This is a genomic window from Dickeya sp. CFBP 2040 (assembly GCF_012273755.1).
In the GTDB taxonomy this organism is placed as follows: Bacteria; Pseudomonadota; Gammaproteobacteria; order Enterobacterales; family Enterobacteriaceae; genus Dickeya; species Dickeya poaceiphila.
The window spans coordinates 20,387-44,902 of record NZ_JAAVXH010000073.1; the positions used below are offsets into that span (position 1 = coordinate 20,387).

Below are 24,516 nucleotides of genomic sequence, written 5' to 3' on the forward strand. Positions count from 1 at the left end.
TGAACAAGGATAATAAAGGGTAGTACTACTTTATGGAACCCTAAGCCCCTCTCTTCCCGACTTTTTCTTAGTGGATATCGAGACCTGATAATCGGATGATGCCTGAACAATATCGCTATACCTTGCCTGGCAAAGCGGGTGAACAACGCCTGCTTGGTCAGCTTACCGGCGCAGGTTGCGCCGTCGAATGCGCCGAGATCGTTGAACGCCACGCCGGGCTGGTGGTACTGATTACCCCCGACATGCAAAATGCCCTGCGGTTGCGCGACGAAATCCGGCAGTTTACCGGGCAACACGTCATGATGCTGCCGGACTGGGAAACCCTGCCCTACGACAGCTTTTCTCCTCACCAGGAAATTATCTCTACCCGTTTATCAACCCTATACCAGCTTCCTTCGCTGACGCGAGGCGTATTGATTCTGCCAGTCAATACCCTGATGCAGAAAGTGTGCCCCCACACCTTCCTGCATGGCCACGCGTTGATGCTGAAAAAGGGCCAGCGCCTGTCGCGCGATACATTACGCAGCCAACTGGAGCAGGCAGGTTACCGTAGCGTCGATCAGGTGATGGAGCATGGTGAATTTGCTACCCGCGGCGCACTGCTCGACCTGTTCCCGATGGGAAGCGAGGAGCCGTTCCGTATCGATTTCTTTGATAATGAAATCGACAGTTTGCGGTTATTCAATGCCGATACCCAGCGCACACTGAATGAAGTCGAACACATTCACCTGTTGCCGGCGCGGGAATTCCCTACTGACAAAAACGCCATCGAACTGTTTCGCAGTCAATGGCGCGAGCAATTTGACGTCAGACGCGATGCTGAGCACCTCTACCAGCAGGTAAGCAAAGGCACCCTGCCCGCCGGGATTGAGTACTGGCAGCCGCTGTTTTTCAGCCAGCCGTTGCCGGCGCTATTCAGCTATCTACCGTCCGATACATTGCTGGTTAACACGGGCGACATTCAACAGGGCGCTGAGCGCTTCTGGCAGGATGTCCAGCAGCGCCATGACAGCCGCCGTATCGACCCGATGCGTCCGCTGTTGCCGCCGGATGCATTGTGGCTGCCGGTTGATGCGCTGTTTGCCGAACTCAAACACTGGCCGCGCGTACAACTGCGCAGCGACACGTTGCCCGATAAGGCCGCCAACCTCAATCTGGGCTACCAGCCGCTGCCGGACCTGGCGGTTCAGCATCAGAGTAAATCGCCGTTGGATGCGCTGCGCCGTTTCGTAGAGCAGTTTGATGGGCAGATTATCTTTTCCGTAGAGAGCGAAGGCCGCCGGGAAACATTGCAGGAACTGTTGTCGCGCATCAAGTTGTCCCCGGTGCCGGTGAACAACGTTGAACAGATGACGTCACCGGGTTGCTACCTGATGATAGGCGCCAGCGAGCACGGCTTTATTGATACCCTGCGCCAACGCGCGCTGATCTGCGAAAGCGACCTGCTGGGCGAGCGCGTCAGCCGCCGACGTCAGGACAATCGCCGCACTATCAATACCGATACCCTGATCCGCAATCTGGCGGAATTGCGCCCAAGTCAGCCGGTGGTGCACCTTGAACACGGTGTTGGCCGTTACGCCGGATTGACCACGCTGGAAGCCGGCGGCATCAAAGCGGAATACCTGATTCTGCATTACGCCGGTGAAGACAAACTGTACGTACCGGTCTCCTCGTTGCACTTGATCAGCCGCTACGCCGGTGGCGCGGAAGAAAGCGCACCTCTGCACAAACTGGGCGGGGACACCTGGACGCGAGCACGCCAGAAAGCGGCGGAAAAAGTGCGTGACGTGGCCGCCGAACTGTTGGATGTCTATGCCCAACGCGCTGCTCACACCGGCTTCGCGTTTAAACATGACCGGGAACAATACCAGTTGTTCTGTCAGGGCTTCCCGTTTGATACCACGCCGGATCAGGCGCAAGCCATCAATGCAGTGCTAAGCGACATGTGCCGCCCGCTGGCGATGGACCGGCTGGTATGCGGCGATGTCGGCTTCGGCAAAACCGAAGTGGCGATGCGCGCCGCGTTTCTGGCGGTGGAAAACCATAAGCAGGTGGCGGTGCTGGTGCCGACCACGCTGCTGGCGCAGCAGCATTTCGACAATTTCCGTGACCGTTTTGCCAACTGGCCGGTACGCATTGAAATGCTCTCTCGCTTTCGCAGCCAGAAAGAACAGACCCAGGTGCTGGAGCAAACCCAGGAAGGCAAAGTGGATATCCTGATCGGGACGCACAAATTACTGCAAAGCGATGTGCGCTGGCGAGATTTGGGCTTGCTTATCGTTGATGAAGAGCACCGCTTCGGCGTGCGTCACAAAGAACGTATCAAGGCGATGCGTGCCAATGTGGATATTCTGACGCTCACCGCGACACCGATTCCGCGTACCCTGAACATGGCGATGAGCGGCATCCGCGATTTGTCGATCATCGCCACGCCGCCGGCGCGCCGTCTGGCGGTGAAAACCTTTGTACGCGAGTACGATAGTCTGGTGGTGCGTGAAGCCATCCTGCGTGAAATCCTGCGTGGTGGGCAGGTCTACTACCTCTACAACGACGTAGAGAATATTGAAAAAGCCGCCCAACGACTCAGCGAACTGGTGCCGGAAGCCCGCATCGCCATCGGCCACGGCCAGATGCGCGAGCGTGACCTGGAACGAGTCATGAACGATTTCCATCACCAACGTTTCAATGTGCTGGTGTGTACCACCATCATCGAAACGGGAATCGATATTCCAAGCGCCAATACCATTATCATTGAACGCGCCGACCATTTCGGCCTGGCACAACTGCATCAGTTGCGTGGCCGTGTCGGACGTTCTCATCATCAGGCTTACGCTTACCTGCTTACCCCGAATCCCAAAGCGATGAGCAGTGATGCCCACAAGCGGCTGGAAGCCATCGCCTCGCTGGAAGATCTGGGCGCGGGTTTCGCGCTCGCCACCCACGATTTGGAAATTCGTGGCGCAGGCGAATTGTTGGGCGAAGACCAGAGCGGCCAGATGGAGAGCGTGGGTTTTTCGCTGTACATGGACTTGCTGGAAAGCGCGGTAGAATCGCTTAAGGCCGGGCGGGAACCGTCGCTGGAAGACCTGCTCAGCAGTCAGACCGATGTGGAACTCCGCCTGCCGGCGCTGTTGCCGGACGATTTCATCCCAGACGTCAACACCCGCTTATCGTTTTATAAGCGTATCGCCAGCGCTAAAGACGGCAACGAGCTGGATGACCTGAAAGCAGAGTTAATCGACCGTTTCGGCACGTTGCCGGATGCCGTCCGTCATCTGCTACAGGTAGCCGCGCTACGCCAGCAAGCGCAGACGCTGGGCATCAAGCGTATCGAAGGCAATGACAAAGGCGGATTCGTCGAGTTCAGTGAGCGCAATCGTGTAGACCCAACGCACCTGATCGGCCTGTTGCAGCGCGAGCCTAAGGTTTATCGGCTCGATGGTCCCACCCGGTTGAAATTCATCAAAGATCTGGGTGGATACCCGCAGCGGCTAACGTTTATTACCGACCTATTGGAGGAGATGGCACAACATACGTGCGCCACCTGATTATTTTTCTTATCTAAATTATGATGGTCCGACTAAAATCAAAAGAATAATAGCCGATATATATCCGGGATAATTTAAGTTGCAGAAAGGCAACCATTACGTCACTCCCCAGGAACTGAGTCAAATCAAGTGACTGGGGGCGACGATAACACTGCCGGATGTTGTGTTGAGCGTTGCCTGTCGTTGCTCCCAAAGAGCAAGTCCCATGAATAAGCCGGGTAATAAAACCAACACGCCTGGAACCTGAAGCACCACAGGTATAGAAAAACTAATAAGGTCATCCAAGGGCCATCACAAATGAATAAACTAATCGCTTTCTTGACCTTTTTAGCGATGTTCGCCATGGGTTTATGGGCTATTTATTATCAGGACTATCGTACTGATAATCAGCGCGCTTATGACAATGCGCAACGGGCGGTCAAAAATATTGAAGAGATCCTCGATGAAGCCAGAGAAGCGGTGGAACACAGTAAACCGCTGCTGACACAACCCTGTACGCCTGACGTGATCCGTCAGTTGAATATGACGGCGGCCATTGAAACCCATTTGCGTACCGTCAGTCTGCTCAAAAATGACGTGGTGTACTGCTCATCGCTGTATGGTGTAGATAACCGTCCTGCCGCGCTGGAACGCTTTCATATGCGGCAACTGGCGTTATTAGCCGGCAATCCCGTCACCCCGGACAAAACTCTAATGATGTATCTCGGCAATACGGCAGACGGCAGTGTTGGTGTCGCGGTACATGGTCAGCATTTCACTAATGTTTTAGACCTGCTCAGTAAACGGCGAAATCTTTATTTGGCCGTCGGCAATACCTGGATATCCCGTGATAATAAGGTGTCGAGATTTAATTCTGAAGATTTACGTAATTTCGTTATTATCCCTTCCAGCCATTACCATTTTTGCATCCTGTTTCCTCGCGACGAAAAATATTCTTTTGCCGACTTTTGGGAACAGGAAAAAATGACGTTGTTGGTGGTTTTCCTTGTTGCCCTCGGTTCTGGCTTCCTGGCTTATAAATATTCAACACATCTTAATTCGCCTTATGACGGCATTCGGCGCGCCATCGAAAATCAGGAAGTGCAGCCCTATTACCAGCCCGTCATTTCTACTGAATCACGGGAAATCTATGGCGTAGAAGTGCTGGCGCGCTGGCACCATCCAGAAAGTGGTTTTATTTCCCCCGATATTTTTATTCCGTTGTGTGAGCAAAGTGGGCTAATTATCCCGATGACTCGCTCACTAATGAGCAGCGTGGTGCGTGATTTAACGCCGCATCTGAACACCCTGCCGGACAATTTGCACATTGCCCTCAATATCAGCGCCCAACACTGTCAGTCAGACGACTTTATTACCGACTGCCAGAATTTCATCTCCGCCTTTGGCGATAAAAACGTGCATTTGATGATTGAGATTACTGAGCGGGAAAAAGTCGAGATTACGCCGGAAATCGTCGCCCGCTTCAAAAAACTCAGCGACGCAGGGGTGCTTATCGCGCTGGATGATTTCGGTACCGGTTATTCCAATTTTGATTATCTGAGAAAACTGCACGTGAATGTCCTCAAGATAGACCAGTCGTTCGTCAGCATGATCGATGAAAACGATCCGCAATCCAGCACACTGGTGAACTGCGTTATCGCTCTGGCGCAACAAATGAACCTGATGACCATCGCCGAAGGGGTGGAAACCGAATATCAGGCCGAATTTTTATCGCGTAAACAGATTAATTTTATGCAGGGGTATTTCTTCTCCCGGCCACTGCCGTTTGATGAACTGGCGCAAACCTGGCTCAGTAAACGCTGAGTCAGGCGGTAGTGCGTTAATGCCTTAACGACACGCGATTTTTATCCGTTAGCGCTCTTTACAAGCACCAAAGCAAACGGTAAATTCCCGCCCCTTCTCTACTGGCATGGGGATAACAATCATGTTTGTCGGCTTTGACTACGGTACGGCCAACTGCTCGTTGGCCGTCATGGAACAAGGAACACCACGTTTGTTGCCACTGGAGCAACACACACCTTACTTGCAATCAATGTTGTGCGCGCCCAGCCGCGAAGCCGTCAGCGAATGGCTGTGGCGGCATCATCAGGTCGTTGCAGAGGGAGAAAATGCCCAACAACTACAACGCGCCATCAACCACAACCGTGAAGAAGATATTCGGGTTCAGCCAGATAGCATCAGGTTCGGGCTGTCGGCGCTGGCGCACTACATGGATGACCCGCAAGACATCTGGTTCGTGAAATCACCCAAGTCATTTCTCGGCGCTACCGGACTAAAACCACAGCAGATAGCGCTGTTTGAAGATTTGGTCTGCGCCATGATGCTGCATATTCGCCAGCAGGCCGAGCAACAACTCGACCAGCCGATTGAACAGGCGGTGATCGGGCGGCCAATCAACTTTCAGGGGATAGGCGGCGAAGACGCCAACCGCCAGGCTCAGGGAATTCTGGAACGCGCCGCACAACGCGCCGGGTTCCGGCAGGTGGCGTTCCAGTTTGAGCCGGTCGCTGCCGGCCTTGATTTCGAAGCTACGCTGCAACAGGAAAAACGGGTTCTGGTGGTCGATATCGGCGGCGGCACCACCGACTGCTCAATGCTGTTGATGGGTCCCGACTGGCGTACGCGCCGCGAGCGTGCGGAAAGCCTGCTGGGCCACAGTGGTTGTCGGGTAGGCGGCAACGATCTGGATATTATGCTGGCGTTCAGGCGATTCTGCCCACTATTGGGGATGAACGGTCTTACCGAAAAAGGCACTGCGCTGCCGGTATTGCCCTGGTGGAATGCGGTTGCTATTAACGACGTACCCGCACAGGCGGAGTTCTACAGCAATGCCTGCGGCAGACTGTTGCGCGATTTGATCCGCGATGCACGCGAACCTGAACGGGTGAAGCGCCTGCTGACGGTATGGCGTCAAAAGCTCAGCTACCGCCTGGTGCGGCTGGCAGAAGAACAGAAAATCGCCTTATCGCAGGCAGAAACCTCACGGGCCAGCCTGCCGTTTATCACCCCTGGACTGGAAACCGATATCAGCGAGAGTCAACTGGAAGAGGCCATTGTCCAGCCGCTGGAACACATTAAGCAGCAGTTGATTCTGGCTCAGCAAAGCAGCCAGACGCAGCCGGACGTCATTTATCTGACTGGCGGCAGCGCCCGTTCACCTTTGCTACGGGCAGCCATCAGCCGCTGTCTGCCCGACGTGCCGATCGCAAGCGGCGACGACTTCGGTTCCGTCACCGCGGGGCTGGCTCGCTGGGCCGAGACGCTATTCCGCTAGGCGATATGCCGCCATACCAACGCCTCAGGAAACCGCGGTGGTGAGGCGTTCAAACCAGTGCTGGCTGTCGTAATCGTCCGTCAGCACAATACCGAATTGTTGTTGCAGGCAATCCAGATACTCACGATGGCTGCCGATAATCTGCTCGCGTTTCTGCCCATGTAAGGTCACGATCAGGCGATTGTCTGATAACGTCACCCTTCCCTGCGAGGTCACACGGGTACAAAGCGACTTCGTGGTGAAAGGCGATAACGGCGAGGTCTGATGGTAGTGCGCCATATCGGTATACTCCGCCAGTTGACGGGGTTGCAACGTAAACTTGTACTGCGGCTTCCACGCCTTGCCGGAAAGCTGTTGCTGCAGTTGATAGCCCTCTTCCACCGTCACCACCCGATAGCTGGCGAGCACTTCGCGGGATACCACACCCGATAGCGGCACCGGAACGCAGAACGAGTCTCCGAAACTGATATCGGCAATCACTGCCGAGCGCGGCAAGTCAACCTTCAGAAACAAATGATCAAACGGCTGCCCATAATGACCGTCATCGTTCCACACCTGACCTGCCAGCAGTTGTACCTCAAACCCCAATGCCTGCAACAATAAATAAAACCCGTAGTTGAGCTCGTAACAGAATCCGCCACGCCGTTCATCAATGATTTTGCGATAGATAGCGGATTGATTGAGGTGTATCGGTTTTCCAAACACCACATCCAGATTTTCAAACGGAATATGCCTCAGGTGGGCAAGATGGAGCAGGTGTAGCTGTGAAGCCGGTTCAGCAGGCAGTGAACTGACGCCAATGCGCTGCAAATAGCGTTGAACTTCTGAATGATCCAGCATATGTCTTCCCGGTGCCTGAACAAAAGCCTATCCCAACAGGCATCATTGGCAATGTACTTTCGATAATACCTCTTCACTACTTATTGATAAACGTAACGTCGCCTTCAATTGGCAAATAAGGCGATAACCGTCACGGAGCGGCGCACCTGTCGATGGAGATATAGCCGACAAATGCGCCGCCTGCCTGATTAGCGACTGACAGGCAACAGGTATTGCGTGGTGCGTTCACCGTTAATATAGAGCGCTCGCCGCTCATTGGGTGGTAACTGTATGGTTACTTGCTGCCACGCCGGAGTAAAGGTTCCTTCCGGGCGGAAGGTGACGTCAATACGTTCGGCGCTGCAACACACTTCCCAACGTAGCCACAACGCCTGTCCATCACGCCAGCGATGCGTTTCGCCGTCATCCTCAAACAACAGCCCTTGCTGGCTGCCGTTGCCTGTCTGCGGGAACAGCATCAAGGTGCGCTGGTCGTCACGCGTTGAACTGACAAAATCGGTACGCGCCGATAACGGCAGCATCGCCCCGGCTCTAACCAGCAGCGGCAAGCGTTCCAGCGGCGCATCCAGCGTCACCGTTTGACCGCCGCTGAACCAGTCGCCGCGATAAAAATCATACCAGCCGTCGCCATTATCCGGCAGATAGACCTCACGCTGACGTTGCCCCGCTTCCACGACGCTCGCCACCAACAGGTCCCTGCCGAACATGAAGTCATCCGTTTCCTCGAAGGTACGCGGGTCATTTTCGTGATCTAAAAAGGTCGGGCGCAACATCGGCTCGTCATCGGCATGGGCCTGCCAGAGCAAGGTGTACAGATACGGCAATAACCGATAACGCAGCTGAATGGCATCACGGATAATCGGCGTTACCGCCGGGTACATCCAGGGTTCGTTGACGGTAGCGTCGTCATTCCACGAATGGATGGTAAAGCGCGGGTGCATCACACCGTTTTGTACCCAACGCACAAACAATTCGGCATCAGGCTTGTTGCCAGCGAAACCGCCTACGTCATGGCCCACGTTATACAGGCCCGACAAACTCATGCCGACTCCCATTCGGGTGTTATAACGCAACGTCTGCCAGTTGGTGCGGTTGTCGCCGCTCCAGGTCTGCACATAGCGCTGCATCCCGGCGCTGCCGGAACGTGAAATCAGATAGGGGCGCAGTTCAGGCGCAAAACGCTGCTGTGCTTCCATCGAGGCGCGCATCATCAACAACGGCATCAACGGGCGGATATGCTTGATGGCAATCGGCTGACCAAATCCGTGACAACGCGCTTCGCCATCCCAAATCTCGAATTCGTTGTTATCGTTCCAGGTAGAGTCGATGCCTTTTTCCAGTAGTTGCCGGGTAACGTTTTCCTGCCACCAAGCGACGGTATCCGGGTTGGTGAAATCCAGATGAGAACCTTCGTCATCCCAGAAACTGGAGCGCTCCGGGTTATCCGATTCCGAATCGCGCACAAACAACCCTTTGGTTGCCACTTCCTGATAACGGGGATGATCCTGTAACAAGCAGGGTTTGATATTGGCCGCCAGATGCAAACCCGCATCATGGAATGCCTGGGTCATCTGCTCAGGTTGCGGCACTTTTTCGTAGTTCCAGTTGAACACGTAACGTTTGTTGCCAATCGAGGTATAGCCCGACGAGAGCTGGAATGAATCGCACGGAATCGTATGCTGGCGGCACAACTCAATGAAAGTGAGCAACTGCCGCTGAGCATCCGGCGCGTCGGTGTAATGCATGGTAGAGCCGCTATAACCGAGGCTCCATTTAGGGCCGAAGCAGGTTTTGCCGGTGAGCCGGACAAATGCCTTGGTCACATCGACAATCGCCGGACCGAGCAGAAAATAGTAATCCAAATCCCCGGCTTCGGCCTGATAGCGCCGGTAAGCCAGGTGGTAATTATCCAGTTCGTTGCCCAAATCCAGCCAGGTGGAGCTGAGGTTGTCATAAAACACACCATAACTGGCGCCCGGTTGATTAGCACTGCCCGGCTGACTAACAATCGTGAACGGCAGGTGCTTATACAGCGGGTCGGTGCTGTGGGCGTTATAGCCCATGGCATCCAGATTACGGAATTCAAAACGACGACCGGCGCGGTTTAACTCTCCCGCCTTTTCTCCCAGCCCGTAGCAACGCTCCTGCGGGGTGCGACGCTGGTAATGCGCCACGCCATCGCCGTGGCTATTGAGCAGATAGGCGCCGGTTGGCCGATCAGACGCCAGCGGTTGCCACTGTCCGTGCGCATCGCAGTATTCCCATGACAGCCACAGCGGCTGGTGAACGGTGACCCGTAACTGTGCGGTGCTTATCTGCAAGGCATCGCCTTGCCAGCCCAACGTATACCCCGGCAACGCGAAACCGTCACTGCTCTCCCGCTCACGGCCTTGCCATGGCACATCCACATCCTGCTGCGGCGCAATGCTCCAGGTACGGTTTAGCCGCAGTTGGTTATGTTGTTTAATCAGCACCCGCATCAATCCCGGTGCCAGTACGTACAACATAAAGCGATGCTTGCCATCCACCAGCAGTTCAACCCGGTCCTCGGCCTGATGGTGCAATACCCATTGTTTCAATGTCTTCATAACATCACTCGTCTATTCAGAAATTCTGTCAGTGTGCACGCTGACGACGTTCCGCGATGAACGCAATCAGGAACAGCGCGCCAAATAAATCAAAAAAGCCCATCGCCACAAACAGCGGGTTGAACCCCACCTTGTCAGCGGTAACACCAATCACCAACGAGAACAGGAAGCTGGCGATCCACGCACTGGCTCCACGCATCCCGTTGACCGTCGCCATCTGGCCTTTATCAAACGAATCCACCACCACGGCGCTCAACATACAGGAAATAATTTGATGACCGAATCCGCCAATAGAAATCAGGATAATCGCCAGATACGGGTTCTGAGTGATGCTGACCAACGCCAGCGACAGCATCAAAAACGCACCGGTCACCGAACTGCCTACCACCGAATTGATACGTGAACAACCAAACAGCCGGGCGTAAAGCCGGGTCAGGTAACCGCTGGCGATACTGCCGAAGTCAGCGGCAAGAAAAGGAAGCCAGGCAAACATGGCGATTTGTTTCAAATCCATGCCACGCTCTTTGGCCAGATACAGCGGCACCCAGAAGCTCAGCACGGCCCAGGCCGGTTCCGCCATAAATGCCGGAATCGCAATGCCGTAGAAACGACGGTCTTTCATCACCGTTTTCATGGCCTTAAAAAACGGTTGTTTCACCGGAGCCGGCTCATTGTCCTGACGAATAAACGCCAGTTCTGCCTTACTCAGGTTCGGGTGATTTTCCGGGTTATGGTAAAACAGCCACCACAGTACAACCCATAACATTGCCAGTACCCCGGCAAAAATGAATGCCCCTTGCCAGCCGAGCAGGGAGTGCGCCGCCACAATGATAGGCGGGGCCAGCATCGCACCGATGGAAAATCCAACGCCTGCCCAACCCGCAGCAATAGGCCGCTCCTGACGAGGAAACCACTCGCCAAGCGTTTTGGCGTTAGCCGGCGTGGCGGCTGCTTCAGCGCCCCCCATCATGAAGCGCAAAACGGCAAGCTGAACCCAACTGCCGGCTCCAGCATGTAACAAACACATCAGCGCCCAGATTACTGCGCAAATCATAAATCCCAGCTTTAACCCAATAACGTCAATTAACCATCCGCACAGCGGCTGAAATATCGTATAGGCCAATTGGAACGCCCCGACAATCCAGGAGTATTGCTCGGTGGTAATATTCAACACCGTTTTTAATTCAGGTGCCAAAATACCCAGCGAGTTGCGGGTAATGTAATTAACGGTGACGCCAAACAGAAATAACGCCAGTACCCACCAGCGCAATTGTTTAAATTTTCTTTTTTCATTGATGACAGGTGAGGAATTAACGTCGAGACTCATGGTGATCTCCTTACGGCAGAATACAGTGGCATACCTTTCAGTACGCACCATCCTGATGTTCTAATATTCAGATTTTTTATAAAATTTTATGCCTGTAAAACCCAATCTCTCCCAGCGTATGCCGCCAGAAGAATCAGGACCGATTCAGCGTAAAAAAATAAAAAAGCCGGAGATACTCACTTTTTTGCAACTATTTTCATGATAGCGTCAAAACCTGCTTTTTTTGCTTATCGTTATGGCTAACTTTCTTCATTTTTGGGTTATGAAAATTTTTTCACCCCTCAAATTGAACAGGATCACAGAATGAAAAAAAACCTCAGGATCCGCGATATCGCCCTGCAAACCGGTTTTTCCGTCAGTACCGTTTCGCGGGTACTGGCAGGCAAATCCAATACCAGTGACGCGGCACGGATGCGCATTCTGACGGCGGCAAGGCAATGCGGCGTGATGGATCATCTGGCGACTGGCCGTTTATTACTCAATAGCCTGACGGTGTTCGCGCCGGAGCGCGCGTTTAATAGCCGGGCAGACATTTTTTATCACAAGGTGCTTCAGGGAATTCTCGATTCACTGGACTCACACGATGTCCGCCTGCGTTACTGCGGACTGGCGGAAAATGACAGCGATGCGTCACTGTTTCTGGAGAAAATGTCATCGCCGGAAACCGAAGGCGCCATTTTGCTCGGCATTGATGACCCGTACATCCACGCACTGGCGGCTGAATTGAACAAACCCTGCGTGTTAGTCAACTGTCTCGACCACAAAATGAAATTATCTGGCGTATCGCCTGCGCACCAACTCATCGGTGAATTTGCCGCCAACTATCTGATTGAACAGGGACATCGCCATATCCTGACGCTATTGTGCCTGCGCCGCTACACCATGGAGTGGCGACTGGCGGGAATCCGCGATGCTTATCAACAGCACAATCTGCCCTTTATCGATGAGTTTCACTTGTTGACGCCCCGTGGCTTTGGTAGTGCGGAAACGGAACAGGCGGTCACCGATTTTCTGGCTACCTGCCCACACGAGCAGTACCCAACCGCCATACTGGCGGGCGGTGACTTTATGGCTGTCGGTGCCGTCAATGCGCTGCATAAAGCAAAACTGCGCGTACCGCAGGATATCTCAGTGATGAGTATGGATGGTGCCAATCTGGCGGCGGTACACGATATTCCGCTGACCTCAGTGCTGATCCCACGAGAAGAGCTGGGGCGAGAAGCCGTCAGATTATTACAACTGCAGTTGATGCAACCGGGGAGAGGGATCGGCAATATTCTGCTGAATGGCACGCTGGCGCTAAGAGATTCCGTAAAACGTATCCGACCCAGCCAACGCCATTCGCTGGTACAGGATACCGATTTGTATGATGCCTGAGTCAGGCTGAAAGCATCAACGTCAGGCCCGCAGTCAGCAGTATGACTTTGCGGGCCTGACGACTCCACGCATCAACTGGACTGATTAATAATCAGTTGACCATTACGATCAAGCGGGATGCGCGTACCTGGGTCACGATCCATCCGGATTTTGCCTTCCTGATTGCCGATTTTATACGTGACATCATAGCCCAGCACTCTCTGCGTCTTGTCATACACCGTCTGGCAACGCTGCTGTGTGGACGCCGCGACATCACTGTCTTGCATTTTCCCCTGCACCTGATTGCCCGCATAGCCACCGGCCAGCGCACCAGCCACTGTTGCTACGTCACGGCCTCGGCCACCACCAAACTGGTGCCCCAGTACACCGCCAGCGACCATGCCCAACAGCGACCCGGCAATACGGTTTTCATCTTGCACGGGCTGACGACGTGTCACAACGATATTGCGGCATTCCTGACGCGGTGTTTTTACGGTTTCTTTGATGGGGGTTGCCGTCAGCACCTGTGCAAACTGTGGTCTGGACGCAAAAACATCCAGACTGGCGACGGCTGCCACGCCCAGAGCTGCGGCTATACCGATACTCATACCTGCTAACATTGACTTGTTCACAGGAAACCTCCTGATATAGATAACCACGCATCTTCCATCGCGCCCAGCATCGAAGCCTTAAATTGCTCCTGATGGGCTGATAGCTTACCCGAAGCCCTAATTTTTCGGCCTTTCGGGACACGGCGTACGCGCTGCGCCGTCTGTGTGAGTTAAAGTCTGCCTAATCCCCCCGACGCTCTCAATCGGATTACTACCTCAAAAAGGTTATACAGATAACATAAATGTTACATTTGAGATTTTTCTTACCTTTAGTTTCCTTTATGTAAATATTTTATTCTTAGATATGTGAAAATATCAGGCAATTTACATGATAGTCACTTACCATGAAAAATAATTATCATGAATGGTAATTACCATAACCAGTCATTGTTATGGCTGGTAATTGTTATGAATGGAAATTGTATGTCCAGGCAATAGCAGCATCAGGAATGACAGGTTGCCCGCCAGACGGCAGGCAACCAAAGACGCAGGACCAGAAAAAATCCGATTTTAGTGCAGTTTAAGACGAGGACGAATGACTCGATTGATGCTGCCGACCAGCATCATCAGGCCGGTTTTGAGATAGCCATGCAGTGCAATCTGATGCATACGATATAGCGAAATGTAAACGAAGCGGGCAATCCGTCCCTCCACCATCACCGAGCCGCGCATCAGGTTGCCCATCAGGCTGCCAACGGTACTGAATTTGGACAATGACACCAGCGAACCGTGGTCTTTGTAGACATAGGGTTTCAGCGGCTGATTATTCATCAACGCCAGAATGTTGCTGTAACAACGCGATGCCATCTGATGCGCAGCCTGCGCGCGCGGAGGCACAAAACCGCCGCCCGGCTGAGGGCAAGAGGCACAATCGCCAATGGCGAAAATGGCCGGATCGCGCGTAGTCTGTAACGTTGGCTCCACCATCAGTTGGTTAATCCGGTTGGTTTCCAGACCAGCGATGTCCTTCATGGCGTCGGCTGCTTTGATGCCCGCTGCCCACACCATCAGGTCGGCGTCAATAAATTCGCCATCCTTGGTATTCAGCCCTCCCTGCTCAGCGCTGGTCACCATGGTTTTGGTCAGAACGCGAACACCGAGTTGGGTCAGTTCATGATGCGCCGCCGCAGAAATACGCGGTGGCAATGCAGGCAGAATACGCTCGCCCGCTTCCACCAGCGTCACGTTCAGTGCCTGATTACTGAGGCTGTCAAACCCGTAACTGTGTAGTTGTTTTACTGCATTGTGTAGCTCAGCGGACAACTCCACCCCGGTAGCGCCGCCCCCGACAATCGCAATATTAACCTTCTCGTTTTCGCCCTGAGAGGCAGAGAATTTAAGGAACAGGTTGAGCATTTCATTATGAAAACGGCGCGCCTGTTTCGGGTTATCCAGAAAAATACAGTGATCTTTGACACCCGGCGTGCCGAAGTCATTGGAGGTACTGCCCAACGCAACGACGAGGATGTCGTACGGCAATGAACGGGCCGCCACCAGCAGTTCCCCCTGTTCATTACGGATTTCAGCCAGTTGGATAGAACGCTGTTCACGGTCAATATTGGTCAGCATACCCAGTTGGAAATTGAAATGATGATTGCGGGCGTGCGCCAGGTAGCTCAGCGCATCCATATCATCATCCAGCGAGCCGGTTGCGACTTCGTGCAGCAGCGGTTTCCACAGGTGGCTGTGATTGCGATCCACCAATGTGATTTCTGCTTTATTTTTACGCCCCAGCTTGCGACCCAGGCTGGTTGCTAATTCCAGCCCTCCGGCGCCACCGCCGACAATCACGATTTTCTTGATTGGCAATGATGTCAAAATGACCCCCTGAAAATTTGTGAACCAATAGTTAATAAAGAGTAAAAAACAATATCCTTTAATTACATATGGTTATGAAAATAAAATGGGATATCTGCTATGAGAATACCATGTAAGGTCATTTGGTCATACCAAAATTGATTTATATCAATTTATTTTAGTTACATATCGCCAACATGCAAAATTAGACAGGTTAAGACAACGAATTAGAGTGAATTTAAAAAAAGGATGCGCTGTCAAACCCGCATGGCGCGGGCCTGACAACCATGAAAAACAACCGGTGGGAAAATCAGCCTAATGATTTAAAGGCTTTGATACGTTGCAGGTGTGAAGAGATATCACGGAACTTATGGCCTTCTGTCTCGTTCCAGATGATTTCGTAATACTCGCCCAGCAGGCGGGCGCTGCGCTGGTTATCCAGCATATCGTCATGCCGCGACAACACGACCATACAACGGTCGCGGTTTTTCTCTCGAAAATTCTCCACACATTTGGTGGCGATATCGACGTATTCTTCCGGGCGATCAATTTTGCCTGCCATATTCTCTTGCGGGAACAGATTGGGGTTGAACACCACCTGACGGATATCACACAGAAAACCGATGCGTTCAGCCCAGAAGCCCCCCAGTCCAACGCCGCAAATCAGCGGACAATCATCTGCATTCCCTTGCAGCATCTTATCCACTTCCCTAAGCAGATGCTGCATGTCATGACGTGGATGCAGGGTACTGTAACTTATCAGTCGGACATCCGGGTCGATGAACCGCAACTGCAGCACTTTTTCATGATTACCCGGACTGCTTGAATCAAAACCGTGCAAATAGATGATCATCTGTGCTTTCCCTCCAGCGTTGTTTAGCGGGTGATTTAACTCGCCGCTTTATGTGCCTGCCAGCGTTCACTCAGTGCCGTCAACTGCGACGTCGCCTGCTTCCAGCGCGATGAATTCAGCAGTTCCCGTCGCGTTATCACTGCACGATGATAAAGCGTCTCCAGCCCCGGTACGTTGACCACAGGCAGATTATCCAATACGTTAATCGCCCCCTGACGCTGATTGCAGACCAGAATCATGTCGCAGCCTGCATCCAGTGAGGCTTGTGCACGCTCCGCATAGCCCCCCATCACCGCCGCGCCTTCCATCGACAGGTCATCAGAAAAGATGATGCCGCCGAATCCCAATTCCTGACGCAATATCTGCCGCAGCCAGTACGGCGACCCGCTGGCCGGGCTAGGATCGGCATCGCTATAAATGACATGCGCAGGCATCACGGCATCTAACTGCTGCCGAGCGATCAGGTCCCGAAATACCCGCATATCCCGTTCCCGAATCTGCGCTAGCGGTCGCCCGTCTCGCGGCGTTTCCTTATGGGAGTCTGCCGTTACCGCGCCATGTCCAGGGAAATGCTTGCCTGTCGCCTTCATACCGGCGGTACGCATACCCACAATAAAATGCTCAACCACCGCCAGCAAGGTATCCGGGTCGTGGTGGAAGGAACGGTCGCCAATCGCGGCGCTCTGATGACCCACATCCAGCACAGGCGCGAAACTGATATCGATATCCATGGCGGTCATCTCCGCCGCCATCACCCAGCCAGCCTCTTGCGCCAGTTGTTGTGCCTGCGGTAACGGATTTAATGCGGCAAAAGACTGCGCAGCCGGCAGTGCGGTAAAACCGTCACGAAACCGCTGTACCCGGCCACCTTCCTGATCCACCGCCACTACCAGCCGTTCACGTGAAGCGCGCCGCGTCTGACGCACCAGCTCTGCCAGTTGGTCGGCATCGTGAAAATTGCGGCTAAACAGGATCACGCCCCCTACCAGCGGGTGCGCCAGCACCTCGCGATCTTCTGCGTCCAGCTCATAGCCGGCCACATCTAACATTAACGGACCCACAAAAACCTCTTTCTGTTAATTGCCATTGGTCACGGCCAGACCGCGCACACCGGTGACTAACCTGGCAGACAGCGCTCAGTCAGATCATCCCGTCGTGTCACGCAACGCATTGGCCGTTTGCCGGTAATACGCCTCACCAGTCTGTCGCCAGCGAACTTCAAACCACATCAGCACCAGATAATCCACCCAATATTGCCAACGCGCGACCTGCCGTCGCAATGAGGTCGGACACAAACCGGGCCAGTGCTGGCAGTATGCTTGCAAAAAATCCTGTTGCTGCGCGTCATTCAGTTCACCGCCGCGGAACAGCAACGCCAGTTCCAGCCCAATATCGCCATCCGCCGCGTACTCCCAGTCAATCAACCGCCATCCTTTATTCGTACACAACAGATTACCGGGATGCACATCCAGATGCAGCGGCGCAATCAGTAACGGCGTCGGTAATGGCTTGTTGATCACCCGTTGGCAGGCACGCATTAGCCGTGGCGAACGTCGGGCCGGGTCCATATGCTGCCAGTGCTGGGCCATCAGGCGTTTCAACGGTAGTGGGTAGCCATAACGCGGCACATGATGCAGACGCGCCATCAATGCCGCCAGCTGTCCTTCCGCCAGTGATTGCGCAAACTGACGGGCATTGGCCGGCTCGCCTGCCAGCCACTCTACCAGCAACCACCCCTCTCGCCAGCACACCGGACGCGGTGCCAGTGACTGCCCACTCAGTTTGCGCAGCACCTGAAACTCGCGCTGTCGAGACGCTCCCAGTTGCCGCCCTTGCGGCGTTTCTCCACGCGCCAGCCACATCCCGACCGGAGAAGCCACCAGCCAGCTTTGGTGACTCAAGCCATTAATCGGCTGTAAATGAAAACCGGCGGTCGCTACCGCCGGCAAAGCCTGCTGTAACAGCGCGTTCAGCGCCTCACTGCTGGCGTACCGTGCCATTGCCGGACCAGACTATTTCACCGGTCTGCACCAGCATCAGTTGCATCGACAAATCCGGCGCTTTCACGTCTCCACTGGCATCGGCATACAGCACATACTGTGCGCCAAGGTAACGGGCCAGCCCTACCGCTTTGCTGCGTGATTCCAGGCTATCCTCTTCGGATAATCCCAGTGACTGCCGGGCCACGCCCAATTGCTCAGGAGACACCATGGTAAACTGCCCGGACGCAGCCAACGCGTTGTACAGCGCCGTCGTCGCCTGAGCGGTTTGCAGCGAACCATTGGTATTGTTCTTGAGTTTATTCAACAGCAGAATGCTGCCCCTGGCGATGCCATCTGTTTTCACCATCTTCCCAACCAGCGGCGTTACCGCAGCCGACCAGTTGAGTACCGGTACCTGAATTTTTGGCGGTGTTGGCAACGGCTGGCTTTCTGGTGATGGCAGTTGCGGTTTCACCGGCCTGGCTGGAACGGCAGGCTCAATGGTAGCCGGTTGTTCTGTTTGCGGCTCACGGCTGCTACAACCTGCAATGACCAGCGCCACCAGCACGATGCCAAGATATTTTTTCATGTCTATCCTCTCAATCACGCATCAGAGAAAAAGATAAAGCCGCACCTGACTGGCTGCCGGATTGGTATGCGTCGCACCAAGGGAGATATCCGTATGAGCAGGGACTACCACCGTCTGGCTGGACCCCAGCGGCGGGACATCCAGCCCTTGCTGATCATACCAGTAAAAGCGATAGTGCAGCGCCACCGGTTGCTCCGACCTATTGCTGATACGGGCAGACGCCTGCTGACCTGCGCTGCCACGCGACAGCGACGGGCGAGAAGCGCTGATGCCGGCAGCCGTTACCGAGGCGTCCAGCACCAGCGTCTGTTTGGAATTAATGCTCAGGCTGGCTGTCTTGCTGCATCCGATAAGCGACATTCCCAGCAGCAGCACGAGCCATGTGCCCGGTAACAATATCCGCATGACCGCATCAACCAGCCAGCAGCGGCCCCAGTGGGCGGCCACCCAGCAGATGCATATGGATGTGATACACCTCCTGTCCGCCGTGGCGATTGCAGTTAATAATCAGACGGTAACCGTCATCTGCAATCCCTTCCTGACGGGCAAGACTACCAGCAACCGTGATCATGCGGCCCAACGCAGCTTCATGCTCCGGCGCGGTATCATTCAAAGTAGGAATCAGAACATTCGGCACAATCAAAATGTGGGTAGGCGTACGCGGCGCAATATCACGAAAAGCCGTCACCAGTTCGTCCTGATAGACGATATCGGCAGGGATTTCCCGACGAATAATTTTACTGAAAATGGTTTCTTCAGCCATAACACAGTTCCTTTAAAAACGAGCGCTATTCAGCAATCCGGCTTGCAGTATGAGTGATAAATCCAATATTTTTCAACTCTCTTTGTCGATGGTTGCCATGCCCTGTCCACAGAGCTATGCCTCGAAAAATTCCGCAGGCATCCCCAGCGAACACCCGGCATCGGTAATCTTTCTCCACTCACCGTCAGAAATGGAGATGCCTTCAGCCAGGCGCTGCTGACGGGCCAGACGCTCTGGTTCACCGGCAACCAAAATCGACGAGGACAGATCCGGCGAACGCGATGCGCGAACATACGCCAGCATGGCATCATATTCCTGTTGCAGCCACGCCATACCCACCAGCTTCGTCGGGTCAATCAGAATAGTGGTCATGTTGTTAACAATAGCGCCTTCACGCGGGTTACCCGGATGAATGGTGCCACCGCCGGAAAGAATGCCCGCCAGCAATTCCGCAGCAAGAATCAGGCCGCCGCCCTTGTGACGCGCAATCGGCAACAATGCACCGGTTGTCTCACCTTCCCACATCACTCTAGGGTCAGCGCTTGGTCGCCCGTCATGGTCCAGCATTACCGGCTCATCAAAGGTTTTACCCGCCAGCCAGGCCACGCGCGTTTTGCCCAGCGCCACCATGCTGGTAGCAAAATCCAGAATAAAGTCGGGATTGTCATCACTGCCCGGAAAAGCGATACAAATAGGGTTGGTACCAAAGCGTGCTTCGCTGCCGCCAAACGGCGCCACCAGCGGTGCAATATCACCAACGTTGACGAAATGGATCGAAATCAGCCCAGCCTGTGCCGCCATTTCACCGTAGTTGCCGATGCGGCCCAGATGACAAGTTGATGCCAGCGTCATCAGGCAAACGCCGGTGGTTTTCACTCGCGTAATCGCCGCCAGCATCGCCTCGCGCCCGGTTCGCTGCCCGAATCCGCGATCACCGGAAAATTGCAGCACCGCGCCGTTATCCTGCAACAGGCGAGCCGGGGTATTAGGACACATGGTGCCTGCGGCGATAAAATTGGCGTATTCCGGCAACATACCGACTCCATGGCTGTCATGCCCTTTGAGATTGGCGCCGACCAGATGAAGCGCCACACACTCGGCTTCATCGTGGTCACACCCGACATGACGTAACAGTTCATAGGCTATCTGCGTTAAGCGCTCAGCTGAAATCTGCATTCGCTGTTCCCTCTGAAAGATGATGTGGTTATACGCCCTTGACGGACGATGTTGTTATTCAGGGCGGCGTTAATTATTACGCTGTCGGTAATGACAACAGATGTATCATGCACGACAACTTTTATCATCCTACTGCCGAATCTCCGATTCTGTCCTGCCAGGAAATGTCAGGATGTAAAAAAGGGGCCGTAGCCCCTTTTCGTCAACTCCCTGTCATTCGTCAGTAGTGACGAATATTTCAGTGATTACGGATGTAATCATCCATATCGGTTTTCAGGTTGTCGGACTTGGTACCAAAGATCGCCTGCACACCGGAGCCAGCAACCACCACACCCGCAGCGCCCAGTTTTTTCAGCTCGGCCTGGTCAACCTTGGACACATCACTCACGCTGACACGCAGGCGGGTGATACAGGCATCCAGGTTAGTGATGTTTTCTTTACCGCCAAATGCGGACACCAGCGACGCTGCCATTTCAGAACTGCCCTGAGCAGACTGCTCAGAGGACGATTCTTCACGACCCGGAGTTTTCAGGTCTAATTTGGCGATCAGCACGCGGAATACCGTGTAGTAAACCGCGGCGTAGCACAGGCCGACAATCGGGAACAGCCACAGCTTGCTGCCGTTGCCGCTCAGCACGATGAAGTCGATCAGGCCATGCGAGAAGCTGGTGCCGTCACGCATACCGAGCAGAATACAGATCGGGAATGCCAGGCCAGCCAGAATGGCGTGGATGACATACAGAATCGGCGCTACGAAGATGAAGGAAAACTCGATAGGTTCGGTAATACCGGTCAGGAACGCGGTCAGCGCGGCGGAGATCATGATGCCGCCCACTTTGGCACGGTTTTCTGGTTTAGCCGAATGCCAAATAGCCAGAGCAGCAGCCGGCAGACCATACATTTTGAACAGGAAGCCGCCAGACAGTTTACCCGCCGTCGGGTCGCCTGCCATATAACGCGGAATATCGCCATGGAACACCTGACCGGCGGCGTTGGTGAATTCACCAACCTGCATCTGGAACGGCACGTTCCAAATATGATGCAGACCGAACGGTACCAGGCTACGTTCAACGATGCCATAGATACCAAACGCCAGCACCGGGTTCTGGTAAGCAGCCCAGTGAGAGAACGTCTGAATCGCGCTGCCCACCGGCGGCCAAATGAACGACAACACCACACCGCTAATAATGGCAGTCAGGCCGGAAATGATCGGCACAAAGCGCTTACCGGCAAAAAAGCCGAGGTATTCCGGCAACCGAATACGGTAAAAGCGGTTGAACATGGAGGCGGCTATCGCACCAGCGATAATGCCCCCCAACACGCCGGTGTCGGCCATGTGGTTAGCAGCGATATCCGCCGGCGACATATGCAGCACCAGCGGCGCGACTACCGCCATGGTTTTCACCATAATGCCATAAGCAACTACCGCAGCCAGCGCAGACACGCCGTCATTATTGGTGAAGCCCAACGCCACGCCGATAGCAAAAATCAGCGGCATGTTGGCAAAAACCGAATCACCCGCCTGCGCCATCACGCTGGAAACAACTGCTGGCAGCCAGCTAAAGTTGGCCGACCCGACGCCCAGTAGAATACCGGCGATAGGCAGCACGGACACTGGCAGCATCAGCGATTTACCTACTTTTTGCAGGTTTGCAAATGCATTCTTAAACATAATAGAGAGTGCTCCTGAGTAATAGTGCTTCTACTTCTGACAGTTCACTGAAGGTGGGGAGGTCATCCTTCATGCGGTCGGGATGTGATATGCATCCTCATTAATTTTTACGCAGGGTAAAATAATTACCGCGTCAAATGTTTGATAGCAGTCACGTTTCAACTCATGGGAAACCCACGTTACTATCAGAAGTCTTATGGTTTGTGATCTAACGCTAAAATCAATCCCCGCCACAGTACAGAATAGGCCGAAAATAGCAGGGATTATCAGCGATTAATTACGAAGCCCAAAAAAACTCGCGTATTCTCAACCAGTATCAGGCCACGGTCAACCGTGCGGCATCAATGTGGAATAGTCGGGCAAAATTTTCGGTGGTGGTGGATGCCAGTTGTTCGAGACTGACATTCTTGAGTACAGCCAGATATTCAGCCACATCGCGTACGTAGGCGGGCTGATTTTCCTTGCCGCGGTAGGGAACCGGCGCCAGCCAGGGGGAATCGGTTTCAATCAGCAGCCGATCCAGTGGTACATAGCGGGCAACGTCGCGCAAGGCATCTGCATTACGGAAAGTCACGATCCCGGAAAAGGAAATATAGAATCCCAAATCCAGCAGTTTCTCCGCCGTTTCCCTATCTTCGGTAAAACAGTGCAGCACGCCGCCACACTCTTGCGCTTTTTCTTCACGCAGGATGGCAAGTGTATCCTCGCGGGCGGAACGGGTATGCACAATCACCGGCTTGTTCAGCGCCCGACCAATACGAATATGCTCACGGAATGACGCCTGCTGTTGCGCAATAGTCTCCTGCTGATAATAGTAATCCAGCCCGGTTTCCCCCAACGCCACTACCGATGGCAAGGCTGCCAGCGTACGCAATTCAGCAAAATCGTATGGTGCTTCCTGACTGAGCGGATGCACGCCACAGGAAAACGCCACATTGTCGCGCTCGCCGATCAACTCGGTCATGGCGCGAAATCCCGGCAATGTGGTGGCAACCGCCAGCAAAAAGCCCACATCACGTTCACGAGCCTTATTCAGTACGTCAGAGACATCTTTGTGCAGCGACTGATAATCCAAACCATCAAGATGACAATGGGAATCAACTAACAACATAATCAGGACTTCCGATATTCAGGAAAAAAATGACGGCACCGGTAGCGTCGGAGATGACAACAGGTTCTCCCACGCCAGCAGTAGTTCCGTTAATAACAATTCGCGGTTAACGCCCGTCACCGACAACAGTTGGTAACGACAGTACAGCCAACGCCGCAGGCTATGATGCAATCGGGCATCGCCAAGTTGTGATGCCAGTTGCGCCACCAGCGATGCCTGATCCTGGTTAGTGCGCTGACCAGCGGCTTGATGACGCCATTTCAGCGCATCCAGAAACAAGGCGCATACCCAATGGATACGGCGGTCGGCATCATCATGATTCAGCACGGATAACAGCGCCAATGCATCACCAGATTGCAAGCTGTGACTTAACTGCTGACAGACCATCTGGCGCGCCTTCCAGCTATCAGGTTGCAACAAGGCGTCAGCCGCCAATGGTGCACCCGCAGCCAGCCGCAACGCACTCTGAACCGCCGTCTCATCATTATGACCGCGTGCACGTAGCCACTGTATGCCTTGCTGCTCAGTCGGCACATCCAAATACAAATGCAGGCAGCGACTGCGCAACGTTGCCAGCAACTGGCCTGGCTCGCGGCATCCCAATAGGAAATAGGTTTGCGCCGGCGGCTCCTCCAACGTTTTCAGCAACGCGTTAGCCGCGGCTTCGGTGAGATTTTCCGCCAGCGGCAGCCAGACCACCTTTGCCCCACCCTGTCGTGAACGCTGGTACACCTGCTCCAGCGCAGCGCGCACCGCATCAACGCCCAGACTGAGTTTGCCTTTTTCAGGACTGAGGGTATGACAATCTGGGTGGGTACCCGCATTCATCAATTCGCAGGAATGGCAGCGTCCACAACTCTTTGCCCCTTCCGGCTGCTGGCACAGCAACCAACGGCTAAATGCGTACATCAACGAAGCATCGCCCATGCCATCAATGGCATGTAGCAACAACGCGTGATGACCGCGCTTCACCTGATGCGACGCCAGCAACTGGCGGTAAGGGACATTCAGCCAGGGATACCACTCCAT

General features: G+C 54.0%; 19 protein-coding genes. 4 read left to right on the forward strand and 15 right to left on the reverse strand.

Annotation, left to right across the window (positions count from 1 at the left end; translation table 11 throughout):
• The first annotated feature begins 95 nt into the window (after positions 1-95).
• The 3 genes from mfd (at position 96) to yegD (ending at position 6,822) form a co-directional block, all read left to right on the forward strand.
• On the forward strand, positions 96-3,548 hold the full coding sequence (gene mfd, locus Dpoa2040_RS09090) for a transcription-repair coupling factor (protein ID WP_210423888.1): 3,453 nt from the start codon (positions 96-98) through the stop codon (positions 3,546-3,548).
• 297 nt (positions 3,549-3,845) lie between these two features.
• Positions 3,846-5,351: an EAL domain-containing protein gene (locus tag Dpoa2040_RS09095; RefSeq protein WP_042871152.1), complete on the forward strand. Its 1,506-nt coding sequence runs from the start codon at positions 3,846-3,848 to the stop codon at positions 5,349-5,351.
• 121 nt (positions 5,352-5,472) lie between these two features.
• On the forward strand, positions 5,473-6,822 hold the full coding sequence (gene yegD / locus Dpoa2040_RS09100; protein ID WP_168641053.1) for a molecular chaperone: 1,350 nt from the start codon (positions 5,473-5,475) through the stop codon (positions 6,820-6,822).
• A 24-nt stretch (positions 6,823-6,846) separates the two neighbouring features.
• Here the strand turns inward: yegD and Dpoa2040_RS09105 are convergent, their stop codons facing one another.
• The 3 genes from Dpoa2040_RS09105 to Dpoa2040_RS09115 form a co-directional block, all read right to left on the reverse strand.
• Positions 6,847-7,662, reverse strand: a complete 816-nt coding sequence (locus Dpoa2040_RS09105; RefSeq protein WP_168641054.1) for an arylamine N-acetyltransferase — start codon at positions 7,660-7,662, stop codon at positions 6,847-6,849.
• Positions 7,663-7,850: 188 nt separating this feature from the next.
• Positions 7,851-10,250 (reverse strand): TIM-barrel domain-containing protein, encoded by a 2,400-nt coding sequence (locus tag Dpoa2040_RS09110; RefSeq protein WP_042871158.1) that lies wholly within the window; start codon positions 10,248-10,250, stop codon positions 7,851-7,853.
• 28 nt (positions 10,251-10,278) lie between these two features.
• The gene (locus Dpoa2040_RS09115) at positions 10,279-11,577 is read right to left on the reverse strand and encodes an MFS transporter (protein ID WP_168641055.1); all 1,299 of its coding nucleotides are present in this window, start codon (positions 11,575-11,577) and stop codon (positions 10,279-10,281) included.
• A 303-nt stretch (positions 11,578-11,880) separates the two neighbouring features.
• On the opposite strand from Dpoa2040_RS09115, the gene Dpoa2040_RS09120 reads away from it, so the two are divergent.
• Positions 11,881-12,954, forward strand: coding sequence for a LacI family DNA-binding transcriptional regulator (locus Dpoa2040_RS09120; protein WP_042871162.1), 1,074 nt, complete (start codon positions 11,881-11,883; stop codon positions 12,952-12,954).
• A 71-nt stretch (positions 12,955-13,025) separates the two neighbouring features.
• Here the strand turns inward: Dpoa2040_RS09120 and Dpoa2040_RS09125 are convergent, their stop codons facing one another.
• The 12 genes from Dpoa2040_RS09125 to holB form a co-directional block, all read right to left on the reverse strand.
• Positions 13,026-13,565, reverse strand: coding sequence for a glycine zipper 2TM domain-containing protein (locus Dpoa2040_RS09125; protein ID WP_042871164.1), 540 nt, complete (start codon positions 13,563-13,565; stop codon positions 13,026-13,028).
• A gap of 489 nt (positions 13,566-14,054) precedes the next feature.
• A complete protein-coding gene (locus Dpoa2040_RS09130; RefSeq protein ID WP_042871167.1) occupies positions 14,055-15,362 on the reverse strand; it encodes an NAD(P)/FAD-dependent oxidoreductase in 1,308 nt (435 codons plus the stop codon).
• A gap of 289 nt (positions 15,363-15,651) precedes the next feature.
• On the reverse strand, positions 15,652-16,194 hold the full coding sequence (ycfP, locus tag Dpoa2040_RS09135) for an alpha/beta hydrolase YcfP (protein ID WP_042871169.1): 543 nt from the start codon (positions 16,192-16,194) through the stop codon (positions 15,652-15,654).
• Between the two features lie 35 nt (positions 16,195-16,229).
• Positions 16,230-17,255 carry a beta-N-acetylhexosaminidase gene (gene nagZ, locus Dpoa2040_RS09140; protein WP_168641056.1) on the reverse strand — a complete coding sequence of 342 codons (1,026 nt, stop codon included), beginning with the start codon at positions 17,253-17,255 and terminating at the stop codon, positions 16,230-16,232.
• 84 nt (positions 17,256-17,339) lie between these two features.
• Positions 17,340-18,194 carry a phosphotransferase gene (locus tag Dpoa2040_RS09145; RefSeq protein ID WP_168641057.1) on the reverse strand — a complete coding sequence of 285 codons (855 nt, stop codon included), beginning with the start codon at positions 18,192-18,194 and terminating at the stop codon, positions 17,340-17,342.
• Positions 18,172-18,765: a penicillin-binding protein activator LpoB gene (gene lpoB, locus Dpoa2040_RS09150; protein ID WP_042871175.1), complete on the reverse strand. Its 594-nt coding sequence runs from the start codon at positions 18,763-18,765 to the stop codon at positions 18,172-18,174. Before lpoB ends, Dpoa2040_RS09145 begins: the two co-directional genes overlap by 23 nt.
• A gap of 21 nt (positions 18,766-18,786) precedes the next feature.
• Positions 18,787-19,170: a YcfL family protein gene (locus tag Dpoa2040_RS09155; RefSeq protein ID WP_168641058.1), complete on the reverse strand. Its 384-nt coding sequence runs from the start codon at positions 19,168-19,170 to the stop codon at positions 18,787-18,789.
• A 7-nt stretch (positions 19,171-19,177) separates the two neighbouring features.
• Positions 19,178-19,528 carry a purine nucleoside phosphoramidase gene (gene hinT, locus Dpoa2040_RS09160; RefSeq protein WP_042871178.1) on the reverse strand — a complete coding sequence of 117 codons (351 nt, stop codon included), beginning with the start codon at positions 19,526-19,528 and terminating at the stop codon, positions 19,178-19,180.
• A 114-nt stretch (positions 19,529-19,642) separates the two neighbouring features.
• A complete protein-coding gene (locus Dpoa2040_RS09165) occupies positions 19,643-20,704 on the reverse strand; it encodes a malate/lactate/ureidoglycolate dehydrogenase (RefSeq protein WP_168641059.1) in 1,062 nt (353 codons plus the stop codon).
• A gap of 238 nt (positions 20,705-20,942) precedes the next feature.
• Positions 20,943-22,376 (reverse strand): PTS glucose transporter subunit IIBC, encoded by a 1,434-nt coding sequence (gene ptsG / locus Dpoa2040_RS09170; RefSeq protein ID WP_042871182.1) that lies wholly within the window; start codon positions 22,374-22,376, stop codon positions 20,943-20,945.
• 316 nt (positions 22,377-22,692) lie between these two features.
• The gene (locus Dpoa2040_RS09175) at positions 22,693-23,487 is read right to left on the reverse strand and encodes a metal-dependent hydrolase (protein WP_042871184.1); all 795 of its coding nucleotides are present in this window, start codon (positions 23,485-23,487) and stop codon (positions 22,693-22,695) included.
• 18 nt (positions 23,488-23,505) lie between these two features.
• Positions 23,506-24,516 (reverse strand): DNA polymerase III subunit delta', encoded by a 1,011-nt coding sequence (gene holB / locus Dpoa2040_RS09180; RefSeq protein WP_168641060.1) that lies wholly within the window; start codon positions 24,514-24,516, stop codon positions 23,506-23,508.